Origin of the sequence: Streptomyces triticagri, assembly GCF_003429565.1 — a bacterium.
Taxonomy (GTDB): domain Bacteria; phylum Actinomycetota; class Actinomycetes; order Streptomycetales; family Streptomycetaceae; genus Streptomyces; species Streptomyces triticagri.
On record NZ_QUAK01000075.1, the window covers coordinates 1 to 19,450 of the forward strand.

The 19,450-nt window shown below is 72.3% G+C and carries 16 protein-coding genes and 1 pseudogene; 9 read left to right on the plus strand and 8 right to left on the minus strand.

Annotation, left to right across the window (positions count from 1 at the left end; translation table 11 throughout):
* Together DY218_RS13215 and DY218_RS13220 are read right to left on the minus strand one after the other, a co-directional pair.
* Positions 1–1,367, minus strand: a 1,367-nt coding sequence (locus tag DY218_RS13215) for an HtaA domain-containing protein (protein ID WP_128556187.1), incomplete at its 3' end; no start/stop codon positions are given.
* Positions 1,368–1,471: 104 nt separating this feature from the next.
* Positions 1,472–2,920, minus strand: coding sequence for an HtaA domain-containing protein (locus DY218_RS13220; protein ID WP_128556188.1), 1,449 nt, complete (start codon positions 2,918–2,920; stop codon positions 1,472–1,474).
* Positions 2,921–3,095: 175 nt separating this feature from the next.
* Between DY218_RS13220 and DY218_RS13225 the strand changes: the two are divergent.
* From DY218_RS13225 to DY218_RS13240, 4 genes and pseudogenes are all read left to right on the plus strand, one after another.
* A pseudogene (locus tag DY218_RS13225) lies at positions 3,096–4,118 on the plus strand (heme/hemin ABC transporter substrate-binding protein); the annotation flags it as partial.
* A 6-nt stretch (positions 4,119–4,124) separates the two neighbouring features.
* Positions 4,125–5,255, plus strand: coding sequence for a FecCD family ABC transporter permease (locus DY218_RS13230; RefSeq protein ID WP_128556303.1), 1,131 nt, complete (start codon positions 4,125–4,127; stop codon positions 5,253–5,255).
* On the plus strand, positions 5,246–6,085 hold the full coding sequence (locus DY218_RS13235; protein ID WP_128556189.1) for a heme ABC transporter ATP-binding protein: 840 nt from the start codon (positions 5,246–5,248) through the stop codon (positions 6,083–6,085). The genes DY218_RS13230 and DY218_RS13235 overlap by 10 nt, the downstream gene beginning before the upstream one ends.
* A gap of 119 nt (positions 6,086–6,204) precedes the next feature.
* Positions 6,205–7,194: a hypothetical protein gene (locus DY218_RS13240; RefSeq protein WP_128556190.1), complete on the plus strand. Its 990-nt coding sequence runs from the start codon at positions 6,205–6,207 to the stop codon at positions 7,192–7,194.
* Positions 7,195–7,241: 47 nt separating this feature from the next.
* On the opposite strand, the gene DY218_RS13245 is transcribed toward DY218_RS13240, so the two are convergent.
* A complete protein-coding gene (locus DY218_RS13245; protein ID WP_128556191.1) occupies positions 7,242–7,976 on the minus strand; it encodes a bifunctional DNA primase/polymerase in 735 nt (244 codons plus the stop codon).
* 150 nt (positions 7,977–8,126) lie between these two features.
* On the opposite strand from DY218_RS13245, the gene DY218_RS13250 reads away from it, so the two are divergent.
* Positions 8,127–8,966: a glycerophosphodiester phosphodiesterase gene (locus DY218_RS13250; protein WP_128556192.1), complete on the plus strand. Its 840-nt coding sequence runs from the start codon at positions 8,127–8,129 to the stop codon at positions 8,964–8,966.
* A 15-nt stretch (positions 8,967–8,981) separates the two neighbouring features.
* Here the strand turns inward: DY218_RS13250 and DY218_RS13255 are convergent, their stop codons facing one another.
* Positions 8,982–9,614 carry a TetR/AcrR family transcriptional regulator gene (locus DY218_RS13255; protein ID WP_128556193.1) on the minus strand — a complete coding sequence of 211 codons (633 nt, stop codon included), beginning with the start codon at positions 9,612–9,614 and terminating at the stop codon, positions 8,982–8,984.
* A 194-nt stretch (positions 9,615–9,808) separates the two neighbouring features.
* On the opposite strand from DY218_RS13255, the gene ddaH reads away from it, so the two are divergent.
* Positions 9,809–10,660, plus strand: a complete 852-nt coding sequence (ddaH, locus tag DY218_RS13260) for a dimethylargininase (RefSeq protein WP_407703613.1) — start codon at positions 9,809–9,811, stop codon at positions 10,658–10,660.
* Between the two features lie 21 nt (positions 10,661–10,681).
* Here the strand turns inward: ddaH and DY218_RS13265 are convergent, their stop codons facing one another.
* Positions 10,682–11,674, minus strand: coding sequence for a small ribosomal subunit Rsm22 family protein (locus DY218_RS13265; protein ID WP_128556194.1), 993 nt, complete (start codon positions 11,672–11,674; stop codon positions 10,682–10,684).
* 210 nt (positions 11,675–11,884) lie between these two features.
* Between DY218_RS13265 and DY218_RS13270 the strand changes: the two genes are divergently transcribed.
* Positions 11,885–13,204 carry a hypothetical protein gene (locus DY218_RS13270; RefSeq protein WP_128556195.1) on the plus strand — a complete coding sequence of 440 codons (1,320 nt, stop codon included), beginning with the start codon at positions 11,885–11,887 and terminating at the stop codon, positions 13,202–13,204.
* 14 nt (positions 13,205–13,218) lie between these two features.
* Here DY218_RS13270 and DY218_RS13275 read toward each other — a convergent pair whose 3' ends face one another.
* Together DY218_RS13275 and DY218_RS13280 are read right to left on the minus strand one after the other, a co-directional pair.
* The gene (locus tag DY218_RS13275) at positions 13,219–14,361 is read right to left on the minus strand and encodes a serine hydrolase domain-containing protein (RefSeq protein ID WP_128556196.1); all 1,143 of its coding nucleotides are present in this window, start codon (positions 14,359–14,361) and stop codon (positions 13,219–13,221) included.
* Entirely contained in the window at positions 14,316–15,515 is a 1,200-nt protein-coding gene (locus DY218_RS13280) for a multidrug effflux MFS transporter (protein WP_233521582.1), read from the minus strand. The genes DY218_RS13275 and DY218_RS13280 overlap by 46 nt, the downstream gene beginning before the upstream one ends.
* A 244-nt stretch (positions 15,516–15,759) precedes the next feature.
* Between DY218_RS13280 and DY218_RS13285 the strand changes: the two genes are divergently transcribed.
* Entirely contained in the window at positions 15,760–16,776 is a 1,017-nt protein-coding gene (locus tag DY218_RS13285; protein ID WP_128556198.1) for a Gfo/Idh/MocA family protein, read from the plus strand.
* Between the two features lie 15 nt (positions 16,777–16,791).
* On the opposite strand, the gene DY218_RS13290 is transcribed toward DY218_RS13285, so the two are convergent.
* A complete protein-coding gene (locus DY218_RS13290) occupies positions 16,792–18,429 on the minus strand; it encodes an alkaline phosphatase D family protein (protein WP_128556199.1) in 1,638 nt (545 codons plus the stop codon).
* 133 nt (positions 18,430–18,562) lie between these two features.
* Here DY218_RS13290 and DY218_RS13295 point away from each other — a divergent pair, with 133 nt between their 5' ends.
* Positions 18,563–19,330 carry an SDR family oxidoreductase gene (locus tag DY218_RS13295; protein WP_128556200.1) on the plus strand — a complete coding sequence of 256 codons (768 nt, stop codon included), beginning with the start codon at positions 18,563–18,565 and terminating at the stop codon, positions 19,328–19,330.
* The last annotated feature ends 120 nt before the right edge of the window (positions 19,331–19,450 follow it).

A 19,450-nucleotide genomic window follows, 5' to 3' on the forward strand; every position in this document is an offset into this window, starting at 1 on the left:
GTGCCCGCTCCGCCCGTGGTGCCGGCGCCGCCGGAGCCCGAGCCGCCGCCGGAGCCGCCGGAGCCGCCGCCCGGCAGCTCGGCGTCCTCGGACAGGGCGAGCGCCACGTCGACCGGGTCGATCGGGTCGCCCTCCTTGTACATGGACCCGGTGGTCTCGTTGGCGAACTGCTCGGCGCCGTCCGCGGTGAAGGCCGCCGGGACCTTCTTCAGATGCAGCACGTCGTCCTTGACCGCGTATGAGGCCTTGGACAGGTCGAGGGTGGCGAACTCGACGTCGTCGTTGGTGCCTTCGGGGGTGGTGACGTCGAGGACGACGGTGCCCTTGGCGCCCTGCGCCTCCACCCGGATGTCACCGAACTTCATGTCGATGCCGTGCGCCTTGTACAGGAACTGCACGCTGCCGCCGAAGGAGGCGTCGACGGTCTTGGCCTCCGCGTCCACCTCGGCCTCTTCGTACGGGAAGGTGTAGCCGTCGTCGCCGGCCTTCTTGGCGCCGCCCGCGGTCTTCACCTCGCCGCCGGTGGAGATGTACTTGCGGAAGGACTCCTTGAGGCCCCAGGTGAGGGTGCCGTCGACGGCGTCGCCCGCGGGGGCGTCGGAGGCGTCACCGGTGGGCTCGGTGGTGGGCTTGCCGGTGGGGTCCGAGGTGGGGTCGCCGGTCGGGTCCGTGGTGGGGCCGTCCGTGGGATCACCGGTCGGGTCGCCCGGGTCGTCCGTCGGGTCGGGGCCCGGCTCGCCGGACGGGTCGCCGGCCGTGACGGTGAGGGTGGCGGGGTCGAGCTCGGTGCCCTCCTCGTACATGCCGTTGAAGGCCTTGGCGCCGTCCGCGGTGAGGGTGGCCGGGATGTCCTCGAAGGTCATCGCGCCGCCCTCGCCCTGGCCGGGCTTGACGTCGGTGAGGTCGAGCTCGGCGAGCGCGATGTCGTTCTGGGTCTCGCCGTTGAGGGTGACGTCGGCCTCGATGGCGCCGCCGGTGCCCTCGGTGGAGACCTTGACGTCGGTGATGCCGATGTCGAAGCCGTGCAGCTTGGAGACGAAGGAGACCTTGCCCTTGAAGGCCGTCTCGACGGCGTGGGTGCCGGTGTCGTAGGTGCCGGTGCCGTCGGAGAAGGTGAAGATGCCGTTGTCCGCGGCCTGTTCGGCACCGTCGGTCGCGGTTATCTCGCCGCCCGCGATCCCGGTGACGTACTTACGGAACGACTCCTTCAGGCCCCAGTCGAGGGTGCCGTCCTCGAGTTCGATCGGTGCGGCCTTCGGGGCGGCGCCGTCGGCGGCGATCGCGGGCAGGGTGAGCGCGGTGGCGCCGATGGCCACGACCGTCGCCGCGGCTGCGGCGAGAGCGGAAGGGCGGCGGAGGGCTGCCATGGGTTGGGTCTCCTTGGTGGGTGGCCGCCGGGTGGCGGTTCACGACAGGTGGATGGTGCTGTGCGTGGGGGGATCCGGAGCGTGGGGCTTCCGGTGTCCGCCGGCTATGAGGAGCCGGGTGTCGCGTCGGATTCGGTGCCGTCCGCGGTGCGGGTACGGCGTCCTCGTACGACGAACAGGGCGGCCGCTGCCGCGAGGAGTACGGCCGCTCCGACGGCGACGGGCACCGTCGGGAACGAGTCGGACTCCGAGGAGGCGGCGGCGTTCTCGGTCTTGGGGTCGGCCTTCTTCGCCTTCGCGGTGGGCGTGGCGGAGGAGCCGAGGTCGGGCAGGACGGGCAGCTTCGCGTCGGCGTCGAGCGCGACGGCGAGGGACACCGGGTCCATGGCGGTGCCCGCCTTGTACATGCCGCCGAAGGCCTTCGCGCCGTCGGCGGTGAGCTTCGCGGGTACTTCGGTGAGGGCGATCAGGCCGTCCTTCGCCTTGAGGTCCTTGGCGGCGAAGGTGACGAGCGGGGCCTGCTTCTTCTCGAAGTCCTTGCTGTCCACGTCCGCGTAGAGCGTGCCCTTGCCGTCCTTCACCCGGGCGGCCACCTTGTCGAGCCCGAGGTCGAGCCCGTGCTTGCCGGTGAAGCGGACGGATCCGGCGAACTTCGCGTCCAGGGCGCCCTCTTCGGCGTCGTACGTCCCCTTGCCCTCGGGGAAGCGGAAGATCGCGCCGCCGTCCTGCGCGCCGGCGGCGAGCTTCCACTCGCCCTTGGCGATGGAGCCGGAGACGTACTCGCGGAAGGTGCGGCGCACGCCCCAGTCGACCGCGGCGTCCTCGATCCGGCCGGCCTTGTCCTTGGTGGCGGGCTTCTTGTCCTTCTTGTCCTTGTCCTTGTCCTGGCCGGTCCTGCCCTTGTCGCCCGCCGCGGGCTTCTCGGAGGCGTCCGCCGCGAGGTCGGCGGTGAGGCTGACCGGGTCGAGTGCGGTGCCCGCGGTGTAGTAGCCGGCGAACGCCTCGGCGCCCTGGGAGGTGAGCGTGGCGGGGATGTTCGTGAGGGCGATCGGGCCCGAACCGCCCTTCATGTTCACACCGGAGAGATTGAGCGAGGCGAGCGGTACCTGGGCGGTGTTGGTCACCTTGCCGGTGCCCTTCTCCTTGCTGACCATGTCGGCGTACAGCGTGCCCGAGCCACCGGAGATACGGACAGTGGGGCGGCTCACGGTGAGATCCAGCTCATATCCGCCGCCCTTCTTGTGCCCGACGAAGTGCACACCGCCGGTGTAGCCCGCGCTGAAGGCGCCACTCCCGGGGTCGTACGAGCCCTTGGCGGAGTGGAAGCGGAACTGGCTGCCGCCGGCGGTGGCCGCGCCGCCCGTCAGCATCCAACTCCCCTTGGCTATGGGCCCGGTGACATAGCTCTGGAAGGACGATTTGATGCCCCAGTCGAGTCGCCCGCCCTGCACCGTACGGTCCGCGGCATGGGCCGCCGGCGCCGGGAGCAGAGCGGCCGTGAGGACCGCGAACACTGCCGCGACGCTCACGCGCACGGCTCTGACGGACACCATCGTTGCCTCCTTCAGGCCTGGTCACGCAGGTAAGGCTAACCTAAGCTAAGGTCCGGTCGGGCGGAACCCCTCCACCCACGGGAAGCGACGGACGGTCGAACGCACCACCGGCGCCCCAGACTTCGACGGCACACCTTCAACAGCACACACAGGACGGTGGAATCGAGTGGCTGCGCTGCGCTCCTCACGCCGGGCCGGCACCCGAGGGCTGATCGCCCTGATCGCCGCCCTCTGCCTCGCCCTCGCCGGGTGCGGCGGCTCCGCGGGAGGCGATTCGTCGCCCGGGTCCGCGCAGCAGAAGAAGACCGCGGCACCTGCGGACCGGGTGGAGCCGCTGGCGAAGACCCCGAAGCCGAAGCTGCCCGTGACCGTGAAGTCGGCCGACGGCAAGCGGGTCACGGTGAAGTCCACCGACCGGATCGTCCCGCTGACCGGCAGCCTCAGCGAGATCGTGTACACCCTCGGGCTCGGCAAGGACGTGGTGGCCCGCGACATCACCGCCACCTTCGAGCAGGCGAAGAAGCTTCCGCTGGTGACCCGGGCGCACGACGTGTCCGCCGAGGGCGTGCTCTCGCTGCGGCCCACCGTCGTCCTCGCGGACACCAGCACGGGCCCCGTCGAGGCGATCCAGCAGATACGCGACGCGGGCATCCCGCTGGTCGTCGTCGAACCGGCCAAGTCCCTGGACGATGTGAGCACCCGGATCAGCAGGGTCGCCGAGGCCCTGGGGGTGGACGCGGCCGGCGAGGAGCTCACCGAGCGCACCGAGAAGCGCATCGCCGACGTGCAGAAGGACATCCCCGAGCACGCGGAGCGGCCCCGGGTCGCCTTCCTGTATCTGCGCGGCTCGGCCTCCGTGTATCTGCTGGGCGGCCGGGAGTCCGGGGCGAGTTCGCTCCTGGAGGCGGCCGGTGCGGTCGACGCGGGCAAGGAGTCCGGACTGAAGAAGGACTTCACCGCGATCACCAGCGAGGCGCTCGCCAAGGCGGCGCCGGACGCGATCCTGGTGATGAGCAAGGGACTCGAGTCGGTCGACGGCGTGGACGGCCTGGTCGAGATCCCGGGGGTCGCCCAGACCCCGGCCGGTATGGAGAAGCGGGTGGTCTCCATCGACGACGGCGTCCTGCTCAACTACGGGCCGCGCACCGACCAGGTGCTCGCCTCGCTCGTGGAGCAGCTGTACGGCGGGGGGGGCGAAGTGACGTTGTCCCCGTCGTCCACGTCCACCGCGGCGGACAGCACGGTCAAATCGCCACCGACCGGGGCCGGTTCGGAGAAGGAGCCGCCACGGCCGCGCGGCGCCCGGCGGCGCGGCACTCCGTACGTCCTCACCGTGCTGCTCGTCGCGGCGCTCGTGCTCGGCTGTCTGCTCTCCGCCGGGATCGGCTCGTACGGGATTCCGCTCGGGGACGTGCTGGCCTCCGTGCAGCACCGGATCGGGCTCGGCGGCGAGTCGCTCGGCCGGGTCGGCGAGAGCGTGCTGTGGAACGTACGGCTGCCCCGGGTCACCCTGGCCGTACTGGTCGGGGCCTCGCTCGGCTGTGCGGGCGCCCTGATGCAGGGCGTGTTCGGCAATCCGCTGGCCGAGCCGGGCGTGATCGGGATCTCCTCGGGCGCGGCGGTCGGCGCGGTCGCCGCCATCGCGCTCGGCCTGAACTTCTTCGGCAACTGGACGGTGACGTTCTGCGCTTTCGTCGCGGGTCTGATCACCGTGCTCGTGGTGTACTCGCTCGCCCGGTCCGGCGGCCGTACCGAGGTCGTCACGCTGATCCTGACCGGTATCGCCCTGAACGCCTTCGCGGGCGCCCTGATCGGCCTGTTCCTGTTCGTCGCGGACAACGCCCAGGTCACCCAGATCACCTTCTGGCAGCTCGGCTCGCTGTCCCAGGCGACCTGGCCGAAGGTGCTCGCGGTGCTGCCGTGCGCGCTCGCCGGCCTGCTGATCGCACCCTTCCACTCTCGCCGCCTGGACCTGCTGGCGCTCGGTGAACGGCCCGCGCGGCACCTGGGTGTGGACGTCGAGCGGCTGCGGGTCGTGCTGATCCTGGTCGTCGCGCTGCTCACCGCGGCGGCCGTGGCGGTCGCCGGGATCGTGTCCTTCGTCGGTCTGCTCGTGCCGCATCTGCTGCGGATGGCGGCCGGTCCCGGGCACCGCTTCCTGGTGCCGGGCAGCGCGATCGGCGGGGCGCTGGTCCTGGTGGTGGCGGATCTGACGGCGCGTACGGTGGCGGCGCCCGCGGAGCTGCCGCTCGGTGTGCTGACCGCCCTGGTGGGCAGCCCGTTCTTCTTCTTCCTGCTGCGCAGGACCCGCCGCAAGCAAGGAGGCTGGGCGTGATCAAGTCCCTGTTCCCGTCCCGCGGCCGAGTGCTGCCCGCTCCCGTCGAGCCCGGTGAAGTCCTCGCGGAGACCGAGGACTTGGGGATACGGCTCGGCGGCCGGGACGTACTGTCCGGGGTGCGTGTCGCCGCACGGGCCGGCGAGGTGCTCGCCCTGGTCGGCCCGAACGGCGCGGGCAAGTCCACGCTGCTCGCCGCGCTCGCCGCGGATCTGGCGGCGGACACCGGGACGGTACGGCTCAGGGGCCGCCCGGCGGACGACTGGCCGGCCGCCGAACTCGCCCTGCACCGGGCCGTGTTGCCGCAGTCGGCGCAGCTGTCCTTCCCGTTCCCGGTCGAGGACGTGGTGCGGATGGGCCGCGCCCCGTGGGCCGGTACGCCGCTCGAGGACGAGGACGACGCCGCGGTGGCCGCCGCCCTGGAGGCCACCGAGACAGCGGCATTCACCTCACGCCCCTTCTCCGCGCTGTCCGGCGGCGAGCGGGCCCGGGTCTCGCTCGCCCGGGTGCTCGCCCAGCGAACCCCGCTGATCCTGCTCGACGAGCCGACCGCGGCCCTCGACCTGCGCCACCAGGAGCTGGTGCTCCGGGTCTGCCGGGAGCGGGCCGCCGCGGGGGACGCCGTCGTGGTCGTCCTGCACGACCTCGGACTTGCCGCCGCGTACGCGGACCGGGTGACGGTGCTGCACGACGGCGCGGTGGCCGCGGAGGGGCCCCCGGCCGAGGTGTTCGATGAGCAACTCCTCAGCCGGGTCTACCGGCAGCCGGTGGAGGTGCTGCCGCATCCGCGCACCGGTGCGGTCCTGGTCTTCCCCAAGCGGCCCGCCTGAACGGCGATCCCGGCGCGGGCGCCCGCGCCGGGATCGTGCCGGGGACCTTCGCGACACGGCCCGCGGCCGTGCCCGGTAGGGTTCCGTCCGTCAGAGGCCCCAGGACTAGAAGGCGAGCCATGAGCAGGGTGAGTCGGGCGGTGGCGGCGGTGGCATCGGTGACGGTGCTGGCCCTGACCGCCGGCGGGTGCGTGACGGTGCACGGGGAGCGGGAGATCGTCCCGTCGGCGACGAAGGCCGAAGCGGCCCGCGCACTCAAGGACTTCACCGCCGCCTACAACAAGGCGGACAAATCCTTCGACCCGTCGCTGGACGCGGCCCGGGTCGCCGGACCGCTGAGCGCCATCAACCAGTCGGGCCTGAAGGCGAAGCAGGCGAACAACCCGGACGGCAATCCCAACCACTCACCCCTCGAACTGACCGACGCCAAGTTCGTGATCCCCAAACAGGCGGGCTGGCCCCGCTGGTTCGTCGCCGACACCGACAGCAACCGGGACCGGGACGACGATCCGCGCCGGGACACCCGCTGGGTCCTGGTCTTCACCCGCGGCGGCGCCGAACAGCTGTGGGAGGCCTCGTACTTGACGCTGCTCTCGCCGGACGAGGTGCCCGAGTTCAAGACGGACGCGGACGGCTGGGCGGAGCCGGTGCCCGCGGACGACCCGAAGCTGGCGATCCGCCCCGACCGGATCAGCCGGGGCTACACCGACTTCCTGGACAAGGGCGGCGAGTCCTTCGCCCCGGGCAGCCACACCACGGGCTGGCGGGACATCCGCAAGAAGAACGCCAAACGCCCGGGGCTCGCCACCCAGTACATCGACCAGCCCGCGACGGGCGGCGACTTCGCTCCCGTCGGGCTGCGTACGAAGGACGGCGGGGCGCTGATGTTCTACGCGAGCCGGCACTTCGAGCGGCAGACCGCCGCACGCGGCATGACGCTCAAGCTGGACCCCGAGGTGAAGGCCCTGCTCACCGGTGAGGCGAAGACCTCGGTCACCCTGGAGCGGGTGTCCAACCAGGCGGCGCAGGTGCCTGCGAAGGGCGCGTCGGACAGTGCGGTCGAGGTGCTCAGCCGGATCCAGGGGCTGACGGGGGCGAAGGGCGAGTAGCCGCCCAAGGGCGAGTAGCCCACCGGGCCCCGGGCTCCGCAGGACGCTCAGCGGCGGGACGGCCAGGCCGCGGTCTCGTCCTCGGGGCTCTGGTGCGCGTCGATGTACCGGGCGCAGGCGTCGGTCAGCGGCTCGAGCAGGGTGAGCGGATCGGGCAGCGGGTGCTCGAGACCGCGGATCCAGGAGACGCCGAGCTCACCGGGCAGTCGCGCGGGCGGCACCAGTACGTACGAGCCACGGCAGTGCCAGCGCAGGCCCGGATGCTCGTCCATGGTCTCGGGGTGGCAGTCGAGCTCGCAGGGCCACCACTCGTCCTCGTCCTCGGGAGTGCCCCGGGTCGCGGTGAAGAAGAGCATGCGCTCGCCGCCCGAGTCGGCGACGGGGCCGACCTCGATGCCGGCGGCGAGCAGCTCCTGAAGGGCGCTGCGGCCCGCCTCGAGCGGGACGTCCAGTACGTCGTGGACCATGCCGGTCGCGGTGATGAAGTTGGCGTCCGGCTGGTTGCGCGCCCAGCGCTCGAGCTGGGAGCGGTCGGTGGTGGACTGGGTCTGCCAGGCGAAGGAGAGCGGGTGCCGGGCCGGGGTGGGACAGCCGATGCGTTCGCACGAACATCGGTAGCCGGCGGGATGCGCGGCCGGTGCGAGTGGCAGTCCGGCGTCCGCCGCCGCGACCAGGAGCGCCTCGCGGTCGTCCTCGACAGCGGTGGGTCCCGGACGCCGGGCACGGAGCCACTGGGAGATCCTGCTCTGCCCGCCGCCGTTGCGGCCGAACCCTGCGCCCATCTAACCCCTCACCTCGGTGTCGTGCCGTCCATGGTGCCACCATCCTGAGCCCCGGGTGGCGGCAGTCCCCGGTCGGGGCACCTGGCGTGATGCACAGCACCGGGTGTCGATGTCGGAAAAGTTCCGATTCGTCCCCCTACCTTGTTCGCCATGGTGACCACCTCGACGCCCGCGCTGCTTCTCGCCTTCGCGCTCGCGGCACAGGGCGGCACGCTGACCCCGCTGGAGTGGGGCAGCGGCCCGCACACCGTGGACGCGCTGCGTCCGGTCGTCTACACGGCGCATCGCGGCGGCGCCCTCGAAGTGCCGGAGAACAGCATGTCCGGCCTGGTCGCCGCCCTGGAGCGGGGCACCGCGCAGGTGCTCGACGTGGACACCCGGATACTGCGCGACGGCACGCTGGTCGCGATGCACGACGCGACCCTCGACCGTACGACCACGAGCAAGGGGCGGGTCCGTGACCTGACCGCCGCGGACTGGCGCAAGGTACGGCTCAGGCCCGACCCGGAACTGAAGGGGTCCTGGCGGCCGGAGCGGCCGCCGACGATCGCCGAGGTCCTCGACCGCTTCGGGGGACGGGTCGTCCTGATGCTCGAGGCGAAGGACCCGGACAGTCTGGAGACGCTCGCGAGGATGCTGCGCGGACGCGGCCTGGTCCGCTCGGTCCTGGTCAACTCCAACCGGCCCGCGGTCACCGAGCGGGCTCACGAGCTCGGCCTGATCGCCCAGCTGTGGCGGTCGGCGAAGCAGATGCGGCACGACGAGCCGAAGAAGTGGCGCCGTTTCGTGGACGTGCTCGACGTGGACCACAAGGCCCGCAACGGCGATCTCGTACGGGCCGTCCGATCGGGCATCCCGCGGATCTGGGCGCACACCGTGAACACGCCCCGACAGCGGGACCGGGTGCTGCGCCTCGGCTGCAACGGCGTGATCACGAATACGCCCGGCCTGATGTGGCGCACCCCGGTGCGCGAGCCGGCCCGCGGCTGACACGCCACCCGAGGGTCAGCGCGGAGCGAGTCCGTACAGGGCGTACTCGACCAGGGAGTCGGCGTACGCGTGGCTGAGCGGGCCCGAGCTCTGCAGCCAGCGCTGGGCCAGCGGCGAGACGAAGAGTTCGAGCGCGATGCGCGGATCGAGGTCGGCGCGCAGCTCGCCCGCCTCCTGGGCGGCCTCGAGGCGCTGGACGTAGAGCTGCAGGGAGGGTTCGAGGAGGCGCTCGACCACCTGGCGTCCGAGCTCGCGGTCCACCACGCCCTCCGCCGCGAGGGCCCGGGCCGGCAGGTCGTACTTCGGGTCGAGGAGCTCGTCGACCGTGGCGCGCAGGACGAACTTGAGGTCGGCCTCCAGGTCGCCGCTGTTGGGCAGTCCGTCGAAGCGCTCGACGCCCGGCGGGGCGGCGGCCGCCTCGTTCGCCTGCTCCCCCACGTCCAGGAACGCCTCGAGCAGCACCTCGGCCTTGGAGGACCACCAGCGGTAGATCGTCTGCTTGCCCACACCGGCGCGGGCGGCGATGGCCTCGATGGTCGTACGGCGGTAGCCGACCTCGCCGATCAGGGAGAGGGCCGCTTCGTAGATCGCGCGGCGCGAGCGTTCGCTGCGGCGCGAGGCGTCGGGGGTGGTCGTCCGGGTGGCCATGGTCCGAATGTAGCAGCGGAATGAGGCGAGACGTATCGTCTTGCATCCCGTCCTGGACCAGGGCACGAGCATCGGTCAACTTCCCGCGAACGGCGGCAGATCGGCCGGAAAACAACCCGTTCGCCACCGGGCGCCGCAGCGCGCCAGGGCGGACCATGGGCACCACAGGACCCGACAACCGTGAGGAGCCCTCTTTGCCTCGTCACGCCACGGCCGCCCCACCTCCGCGGCCGGACCGCAGCGCCACACCCCGGCGCTATCTGATGTGCCCACCCGCGCACTTCCGCGTCACGTACTCCATCAACCCCTGGATGGATCCGGCCAAGCCCGTCGACGTACCGCTCGCCGTCGCCCAGTGGGAGGACCTCAGGGACCGCTACCGGGCGCTCGGACACACCGTCGAGGAGCTCACCCCGCGCCCCGGTCTCCCGGACATGGTCTTCGCGGCGAACGGCGCCACGGTGATCGGCGGCCGGGTGCTCGGCGCCCGCTTCGCCCACCCGGAGCGCTCCGCCGAGGCCGCCGAGCATCTCGACTGGTTCCGCGCCCGGGGCTTCGGGCGGATCGCCGAGCCGGACCACATCAACGAGGGCGAGGGCGACTTCGCCGTCACCGCCTCGTGGATCCTGGCCGGCCGCGGCTTCCGCGCCAGCCCGCTGTCGCACGGGGAGGCCCAGGAGTTCTTCGGCCGGCCGGTGCTCGGCCTCGATCTGGTCGATCCCCGCTACTACCACCTGGACACCGCGCTCGCGGTGCTCGACGACGCCCGTGACGAGGTCATGTACTACCCGGGCGCCTTCTCCCCCGGCAGCCGCGAGGTGCTGCGGCGGCTCTTTCCCGACGCACTGATCGCCACCGAGGCGGACGCGACCGCGTTCGGCCTGAACGCGGTCTCCGACGGCCGGCACGTACTGCTCCCGCAGAGTGCGACCGGTCTCTTCGGGCCGCTGCGGGAGCGCGGGTTCGAGCCGGTCGGGATGGATCTGGGCGAACTGCTCAAGGGCGGCGGCAGCGTGAAGTGCTGCACCCAGGAGCTGCGGACCTGAGACTGCCGGGTGTGCGGCCGGTCAGTCGTGGGGCGGCCAGGGGTCGCCCCACTCCGCGTCGCGCGCCGCCTTGTACAGCGGACCGTGCCGTTTGGTGACCGTCTCGCGGCGCAGTCCGTCCTCAGCGGTGCACAGGTCGAGCAGCACCTGGCCCTTGCGGATCTGCGGCTTGCGGGTGATCCGGGACGGCGCGGGCACCGCGTCGGGGCGTACCGCCGCCACGTAGCTGAACTTCTCGTCCTCGTACGGCAGGGAGCCGCCCTTGACCCGGCGGTGCAGCGAGGAGCGGCTGACCCGGGCCGAGAAGTGGCACCAGTCGGTGCCCGGCTCGATCGGGCAGGCCGCGCTGTGCGGGCAGGGGGCGGCGATGCGCAGGCCCGCGGCGAGCAGCTGGTCGCGGGCCTCGATGATGCGGGCGTAGCCGTCCGGAGTACCCGGTTCCACGACGACGACCGCATCGGTGGCGGCTTGCGCGGCACTCTCCACGACACTGCGCCGGTCGTCGTCGGCCAGTTCGCCGAGCACATAGGAGATCGTGACGAGGGCGGTGCGCTCGACCTCGAGCGCTTCACCGATACGGGCGCGCTGCCAGCTCGCGCCGTCCAGGACGCCCAGGCCGGCGGCGAGTTCCCTGCCCAGGTCCAGGGCCGGCTCCGCCCAGTCGAGGACCGTGACGGGCCGCGGCTCGGGCCAGGTCGCGCCGACCGCCCAGGTGGCCGCGCCGGTGCCGCCGCCGATGTCCGTGTGGCTCGCCGGCGACCAGTCGGCCGGCAGCGCCGCGGCGAGGGCGGCCAGGGCGGACCGTACGGCCTCGAAGGTCGCGGGCATCCGGTACGCGGCGTACGCGGCGACGTCGGAGCGGTCGCGGAGCACCGGGGCGTCGGTCGGGGTGCGGCCCCGGTAGTTGGCGATCAGCCGGTCGACGGCGCGGGCCGCCTGGCTCGGCGGGAGTCCGTCGAGCAGTTCGGAGAGGGCGGCGCGCAGGGCGTCCGCCGGGGTCAGCGGGGCGTTCACCGGGAAAGCGTACTGGCGGGCGCAGGAGGCCAGGACCGAAAGCGGAAGCGTTTCCCGTCGGTCACCGCGTGGTCACCGGAGGCCGACCCACCTGGTGCCGAACGGTGACACCGGGGAACTGCTGCGGGCGCACGGGGCGTTGCTACGCTGACGATCGTCCGCGGCCGCCACGGCCGCCGGCACGCCGGACTTTCGCGCACGGGGGGATCAGTGGGACAGAAGATCGTGCGAACGGCACTCGTCGCGGGTGTCGTCGTTCTCGCACTGCTGCTTCTGCTCGCGACCTGTGGTGGCGGCAAGGACGACGACAAGAAGGACGACAAGGCCAAGAAACCGGACAAGAAGAGCCAGGGCCCGGCGACCAAGCTCGATGTGCCGGCCGCGTACGACACCTCCAAGGGCTGGGAGATCACCGGCCTCACCTCCGAGTACGCGCTGGCCGGTTCGCTCGGCCGGATCGCCTTCCTGGAGCGTGCGGACGAGACGCGGTTCCGGATCAGGACGGTGGACGCGGCCACCGGCAAGCCGCGCTGGCGCAGCGACGCCTGGCGTCCGCTGAGCGACAAGCCCGGCGAGTTCCCGCATCTGCTCTCCCTCACCAAGGACGACCGCGAGTACTTCGTCACCTGGTCGTACGGCAAGCTCGCCGAGGACCCGCTGACCGAGGCCGACCGGCTGATCTCCCTCGATGTCTATGACGCACGGGACGGCTCCCGGCAGCGCATCGAGCTGCCGTGGCCGGTGTCCCCCTCGGTGTCCGGCGCGGGCCCCGGCATTCTGATCGGCAAGGGCACCACCCGCGCCGCCGTCGTCGACCCGGTGACCGGCCGGGTGTCGAACGTCGAGTCGAAGGACCTGAAGTACCCGAAGGGCTGCAAGAACTGCAAGCGCCTCACCGAGGTCGTCGGATACACCGAGCACGGCGTCCTGGTCAGCGGCGCCGGGGAGTTCTGGGTACGGGGCGGCTGGCACGCGCGCAAGACGGCGCCGAAGGGGACCGACGCGGGCTCCGGCACCGTCACCACCACGGTCGGCGACTACGTCCTGGCCAAATGGGACAAGAAGCGCGGCACCAAGGGCGCGGGCAAGCAGGACGTGTGGGCGGTGCACGACGCGGAGAACGGCAAGACGGTCGCCACGGTCGAGTGCCGCAAGCCCGCGATCGTGCCGGGCCGCTACCCGGACGCCACGATGTCGGCCGGGGGCCGCTATCTCGTCGCCGGGAACCTCGCCTTCGACCTGGAGGACAAGAGCGGTCAGTGCTTCGAGGAGGAGGACGGCGCCAAGCCACTCGCCCTGACCACGGTCACCGACGAGGGCCTGGCGTACGGGGCGACCGGGGCCCGCAGTCCGCAGGACGCCCTGAAGGGCGGCGGCAGTCCGGTCGAGGTGCGCCTGTCGACGGGTGAACCGCAGGCGCTCTCCGCCAGTCTGCGGCTGCCCGCCTTCGATCTCGCGGGCATCGGCCTCTTCCAGTACACCGACGGCAAGGACGTACCCCATCTGCTCGGGTATCGCCGGGCGCGCTGAGCGCCACCGGCCGGTCAGCGCACCGAGCGGCTCAGTCGCGTCGCGGCGGCCGCGCGGGGCGCGCTGTCCGGGGGCCGGCGGCGCGGGTGCACCGTGGTGGCGAGCAGGACCAGGAAGGTGTCGGTGGCCCGGTCGAGCACCAGGCTCGTCCCGGTGAATCCGGTGTGGCCGGCCGCACCACGGCCCGCCAGCTCGCCCATGAACCACGGCTGGTCGATCCGGAAGCCGAGTCCCGGATCGCGCAGCATCAGATCGACGAAGTCCGGCCCGAGGATGCGCGCCTGACCGTACGCGCCGCCGCCGAGCAGGGCCCGGCAGAACACCGCCAGATCATGGCCGGTGGAGAACAGACCGGCGTGCCCGGCGACGCCGCCGAGCGCATGGGCGTTCTCGTCGTGCACGCGGCCGCGGACCATGCCCCGGTCGAGTTTGGCGAGCGGCCGGCGCTGGTCCTCGGTGGCCGCGGCGAACGGGCAGGGTCCGAAGCCGGTCTGGGTCATGCCGAGCGGCCGGGTGATGCCCTCGCGGATCAGGACGTCCAGGCGGCGGCCGGTGATCCGCTCGACCAGGTGCTGGGCGAGCAGCATGTTGAGATCCGAGTAGAGATACCTGCCGCCCGGCTCGGCGATCGGCTCCTCGCGGCGCAGTGCGGCGAACCGCGCGGTGTCGTCCGGCAGCTCGTACAGCGGGAGTTCGGGGCGCAGGCCCGAGGTGTGGGTGAGCAGCTGGCGCACGGTGATGCCGTGCTCTGCGGCCGCCGTGAACTCGGGCAGATACGCGCCGACCAGGGTGTCGATGCCGAGGGTGCCGCGCTCGATCTGCTGGACGACCGCGACCGAGGTGAAGAGCTTGGTCAGGGAGGCGAGGTCGAAGGGCGTGCCGAGCGCCATCGGCACCCGGCGCTCCACGGGCAGCTCCCGCCCGCCGTCCGCGTACCGCACCGCCCAGCCGGCCGCCTCGTGCACGGCGAGCAGCGGGCCGCGTCCCGCGACGACGACCGCGCCCGCGCACCAGCCCTCGGTCAGGGCACGCACCTCGCGGACGAGCAGCCGCAGTTCCTCGGGGTCGAGCCCGGCCCGCTCCGGGGGGCCGGGGCGCAGCCGTCCTTGGCTCAGTGCTCCGCTCCCTCCGTGCGCGGTGCCTGCCAGGGACGGCACAGTCCCACGAAACAGCCGACGGCGACCAGGGCGCAGGACAGCTGGACGACGGCCATCGGTACGGCGGTGTGCTCACCGGCGACGCCCACCAGGGGCGAGGCGATGGCGCCGATCAGGAACTGGGAGGTGCCGAGCAGCGCGGAGGCGGAGCCCGCGGCGTGCGGGGTGCGCATCAGGGCCAGCGCGTTGGTGTTCGGCATGGCGAGGCCCATCGAGGACATCAGCACGAACAGGCCGGTGGCCACCGGGAACAGACCGACCTCGCCGAAGACTCCGCCGGTCATCAGGAGCAGCGAGACGGCGGCGAGCGTGGTGACGGCGAGGCCCGCGCCGAGCGCCTTGTCGAGGCTGACCCGGCCGATCAGGAGCCGGCCGTTGATCTGTCCGACGGTGATCAGGCCGATCGAGTTGACGCCGAAGAGGATGCTGAACATCTGGGGCGATGCGCCGTAGATCTCCTGGACGACGAACGGCGAGGCGGAGACGTACGAGAAGAGCGTCGCGAAGGCGAAGCCGCCCGCGAGCAGATAGCCGGTGAAGGCCCGGTCGGCGAGGAGTCCGCGCATGGTGCGCAGGGCCTGGCCGACGCCGCCGCTGTGCCGCCGCTCGGGCGGCAGGGTCTCCGGGAGCCGGCGCCAGACCATGAAGGTGAGCAGCACCCCGATCGCGGTGAGGACGACGAAGATGCCCCGCCAGTCGGTGATGCGCAGGACCTGTCCGCCGATCACGGGCGCCACGATGGGAGCCACGCCGGAGATCAGCATCAGGGTGGAGAAGAACCGGGCCATCGCCACGCCGTCGTACAGGTCGCGGACCACGGCGCGGGCGATCACGATGCCGGCCGCGCCCGCGAGGCCCTGCAACAGGCGGAAGGCGATGAGGAGTTCGACGGTGGGGGCGAAGGCGCAGATCGCGGTCGCGGCTATGTAGATCAGCAGGCCGACGAGCAGCGGCCGCCGCCGGCCCCATTTGTCGCTCATCGGTCCGACCACGAGCTGGCCGAGCGCCATGCCGGCGAGGCAGGCGGTGAGGGTGAGCTGGACGGTCGCGGCGGGCGCCGAGAGCGCGTCGCCGACCTGGGGCAGGGCGGCCAGGTACATGTCCATGGACAGCGGCGGTACGGCGGTGAGCCCGCCGAGTACCAGGGTGACCAGGAGTCCGGTGGTGCGGCCGGGGACCGAGGGGCGCCTGGTGCCCGCGACAGCCGCTTCGAGGGGTGGCTCTGCGAGAGGTGGCTCGGGAAGGGATGGTGTGTGTGCCTGCTCCGGCGTGCTCCCGGTGGAACCTCTGCCTACCGCCGCCACTGCTGCTTCCCCTCCCGGATCGTCACGTCGCTCCCTATGCTCTCAGCTTGCGGGTTGTGGTCGAGACCATTTATCGGGACGGGCGGGGATCGGGATGACGGGACGCGGTGCGGAGCACGGTGCGGCGGTGGAGCGCGTGCGGTGGGGGATTCTGGCGACCGGGTCGATGGCCGCGCGGTTCACCTCCGACCTGCTCGACATGCCGTCGGACGCCGAGGTGGTCGCGGTCGCCTCCCGCAGCGAGGCGTCCGCGAAGGCCTTCGCGGACCGCTTCGGCATCGGGCGGGCGTACGGCGACTGGGCGTCGCTCGCCGCGGACGACGGCGTGGATGTGGTGTACGTCGCCACCCCGCACTCGGCGCACCGCGAGGCGGCGGGGCTCTGTCTGGAGGCGGGCCGGCCGGTGCTGTGCGAGAAGGCCTTCACGGTGAACGCGCGGGAGGCGGGCGAGCTGGTCGCGCTCGCCCGGGAGCGCGGCGTCTTCCTGATGGAGGCCATGTGGATGTACTGCAACCCGCTGATCCGGCAGGCGCTGGCCCTGGTCGCGGACGGCGCGATCGGTGAAGTGCGCACCGTGCAGGCGGACTTCGGGCTTGCCGGGCCGTTCCCGCCCTCGCACCGGCTGCGCGATCCCGCGCAGGGCGGCGGTGCGCTGCTCGATCTCGGGGTGTATCCGGTGTCGTTCGCGCAGCTCTTCCTCGGGGAACCGGCGGAGGTCACGGCGCGTGCGGTGCTCTCCGACGAGGGCGTCGATCTGCAGACGGGGATGCTGTTCTCCTTCGGCGGCGGCGCGCAGGCGGTGCTGCACTGCTCGCTGACCGGGGCGACCGGTGTCGGCGGTTCGGTGACCGGTACGCGGGGGCGGATCGATCTGCCGGACGGCTTCTTCAGCCCGGGCCGTTTCGTGCTGCACCGCCCGGGCCGGGATCCGGAGGTCTTCGAGGCGCAGGGGCCGCGGGACACCCTGCGGCACGAGGCGGCCGAGGTGATGCGCTGCCTCAGGGCGGGCCGGAGCGAGTCGTCGCTGGTCCCGCTGGACGGCACGCTCGCGGTGATGCGGACGCTCGACGCGGTGCGTGACCGCATCGGCGTCCGCTATCCCGGGGAGTGAGGGACCGGCCGTCCCTCAGGCCGGCTTCAGGCCCGGATCGCCGGCCTCGGTCACGAAGGAGGCCGCGGTGCTGATCGGCGCTCCGGGGGTGGTCACCGCCGGGACCGTACGGAAGTCGGCCCGCGCCTGCTCGGTACCGAGCGTCACCGCCACATAGCCGCGCCGCCCGTCGTAGAACTTCAGGTGCGGGTTGGCCTTCATATAGGTCTCCCAGGTGTCGGGCCGCTCGGCGCCGTCCTTGCCGCTGGCGATGGACGTGGCGACGATCTCGGTGCCGAGGGTGCGGGAGTCCTGGTCGGCGAAGTCCTCCTTGATGTCGAAGGCGTAGCCGACGTGCACGTCTCCGGTGAGCACCATGAGGTTCTCGACGCCGGCCGAGCGGGCGCCGGCCAGGACGCGCTCGCGGGAGGCCGAGTAGCCGTCCCAGGCGTCCATGCTGACCTTCGCCTCGGCGTTCAGGTCGAGCCGCCGCTCGGAGAGCACGACCTGCTGGGGCACCACGTTCCACAGTGCGCGGGAGGTGCGCCAGCCGTCGATCAGCCAGCGTTCCTGGGTGGCGCCCGTGATGGTCCGCGCCGGGTCCTGGGACTCGGGGCCCGGTACGTGCGCCGTGTCGCCGTAGGCCTGGTCGGAGCGGTACTGCCGAGTGTCGAGCACGTCGAACTGGGCGAGCCGGCCGAACCGGAGCCGCCGGTAGAGCTGCATGTCGGGGCCTTGGGGCCGCTGCGGGAGGCGCAGCGGCTGGTTCTCCCAGTACGCGCGGTAGGCGGCGGCCCGGCGCAGCAGGAACTCCTCGGGCGGTACGTCGTTCTCGGGGATGTCGTCGGCGTAGTTGTTCTCGGTCTCGTGGTCGTCCCAGGTGACGACGAAGGGGTGGGCGGCGTGCGCGGCCCGCAGATCCGGGTCGCTCTTGTAGAGGCCGTAGCGCATCCGGTAGTCGTCGAGCGTCATGGTCTCGCGGTCGAAGTGCGCGGGCAGCGTGCGGTCGGTGTACTGGCGGGCGCCGCCGACCGCGTCCACGGCGTACTCGTAGAGGTAGTCGCCGAGGTGGAAGACGACGTCGAGGTCCTCGTCGGCGAGGTGCTTGTACGCGGTGAAGTACCCGTCGTGGTACGCCTGGCAGGAGACCGCCGCGAGACGCAGCTCGCCGGGGCGGGCGCCGGTGGCGGGCGCGGTGCGGGTGCGGCCCACCGGGCTGACCCAACTGCCGGTGCGGAAGCGGTAGTGGTACACCCGGTCCGGGTCGAGGCCCCGCGCGTCGACGTGCACGGAGTGGCCGAACTCGGGGTGTGCGGTGGCGCGTCCGCGCCGTACGATCCGCCGGAAGCGCTCGTCGCGGGCGACCTCCCACTCCACGGTGACGCGGGCGGCGGGCAGTCCGCCGTCCGGCTCGAAGGGCTTCGGTGCGAGCCTGGTCCACAGGAGCGCGGAGTCCGGCGCGGGGTCGCCGGATGCGACACCGAGGGTGAACGGGTCGTCGGCGATGCGGCCGGCGTCGAGCTCGGCCGCCTGCGCGGTGCCCGGAAGGTTGGTGGCGAAGGCGAGCGCTGCGGCCGCGCCGGTGACGGTGAGGAATCGGCGGCGACCCAAGTGTCGTGCGGCCGCGCGCAGTTCTTCGTCGCTGTGCCGGGTGCCCGGTGCTGCGGTGGTCATCTGCCCCTCCCCTGACGGCTGTTGTCAGCTGCATTGCAGTGGCGGGGAAAGGCGCGAGCCTGACGCGTACACAACACCCGGATGGCGGACAGATGATCGCTGTGTGCCCGGCCGTCCCGTACGCTGCCGGGCCATGAACGACGTACGTACACCAGTAGCCGTGGTCACCGGAGCGGGCTCCGGGATCGGCCGGGCCGTCGCCGTCGAACTGCTCGGACACGGCTGGTCGGTGGCGCTCGCGGGACGCCGGGCGGAGCGCCTGGAGGAGACGGTGCGGGCCGCGGACCGGGACGCGGCGGACAGATCACTGGCCGCGCCCACCGATGTGACCGACCCCGACTCCGTGCAGGCGCTGTTCGCGGCCGCGCGGGAGCGGTTCGGGCGGATCGACCTGCTGTTCAACAACGCGGGGACGTTCGGCCCCGGCGGCGTGCCCTTCGACGAGCTCCCGTACGACGCCTGGCGGCATGTCGTGGACACCAACCTGAACGGCGCGTTCCTGTGCGCCCAGGCGGCCTTCCGGCAGTTCAGGCAGCAGTCGCCGCCGGGCGGGCGGATCATCAACAACGGTTCGATCTCCGCACACGCGCCCCGCCCGAACTCCGCGCCCTACACGGCCACCAAGCACGCCATGACGGGCCTCACCAAGTCCCTCTCGCTGGACGGCCGCCCGTACCGCATCGCCTGCAGCCAGATCGACATCGGCAACGCCGCGACCGCCATGACCGAGCGGATGCAGACCGGCATCCTGCAGGCGAACGGCGAGACCGCCGTGGAACCGACGATGGACGTCGCCGATGTCGCGCGCACCGTGCGGCACATGGCGGACCTGCCGCTCGAGGCCAACGTCCAGTTCGCCACCGTCCTCGCCACGAACATGCCGTTCATCGGTCGGGGCTGAAGCGAGCGGCCCGGGGGCGGGCCGTGGCTCGAAGGCGCTGCCGCGTGCGGAGCTCCGGACCCGCCCCGGGCCGGCGTTCGACCGGACCCGGCCGAACGGGAATCGTTCGGGCCTCCGGGC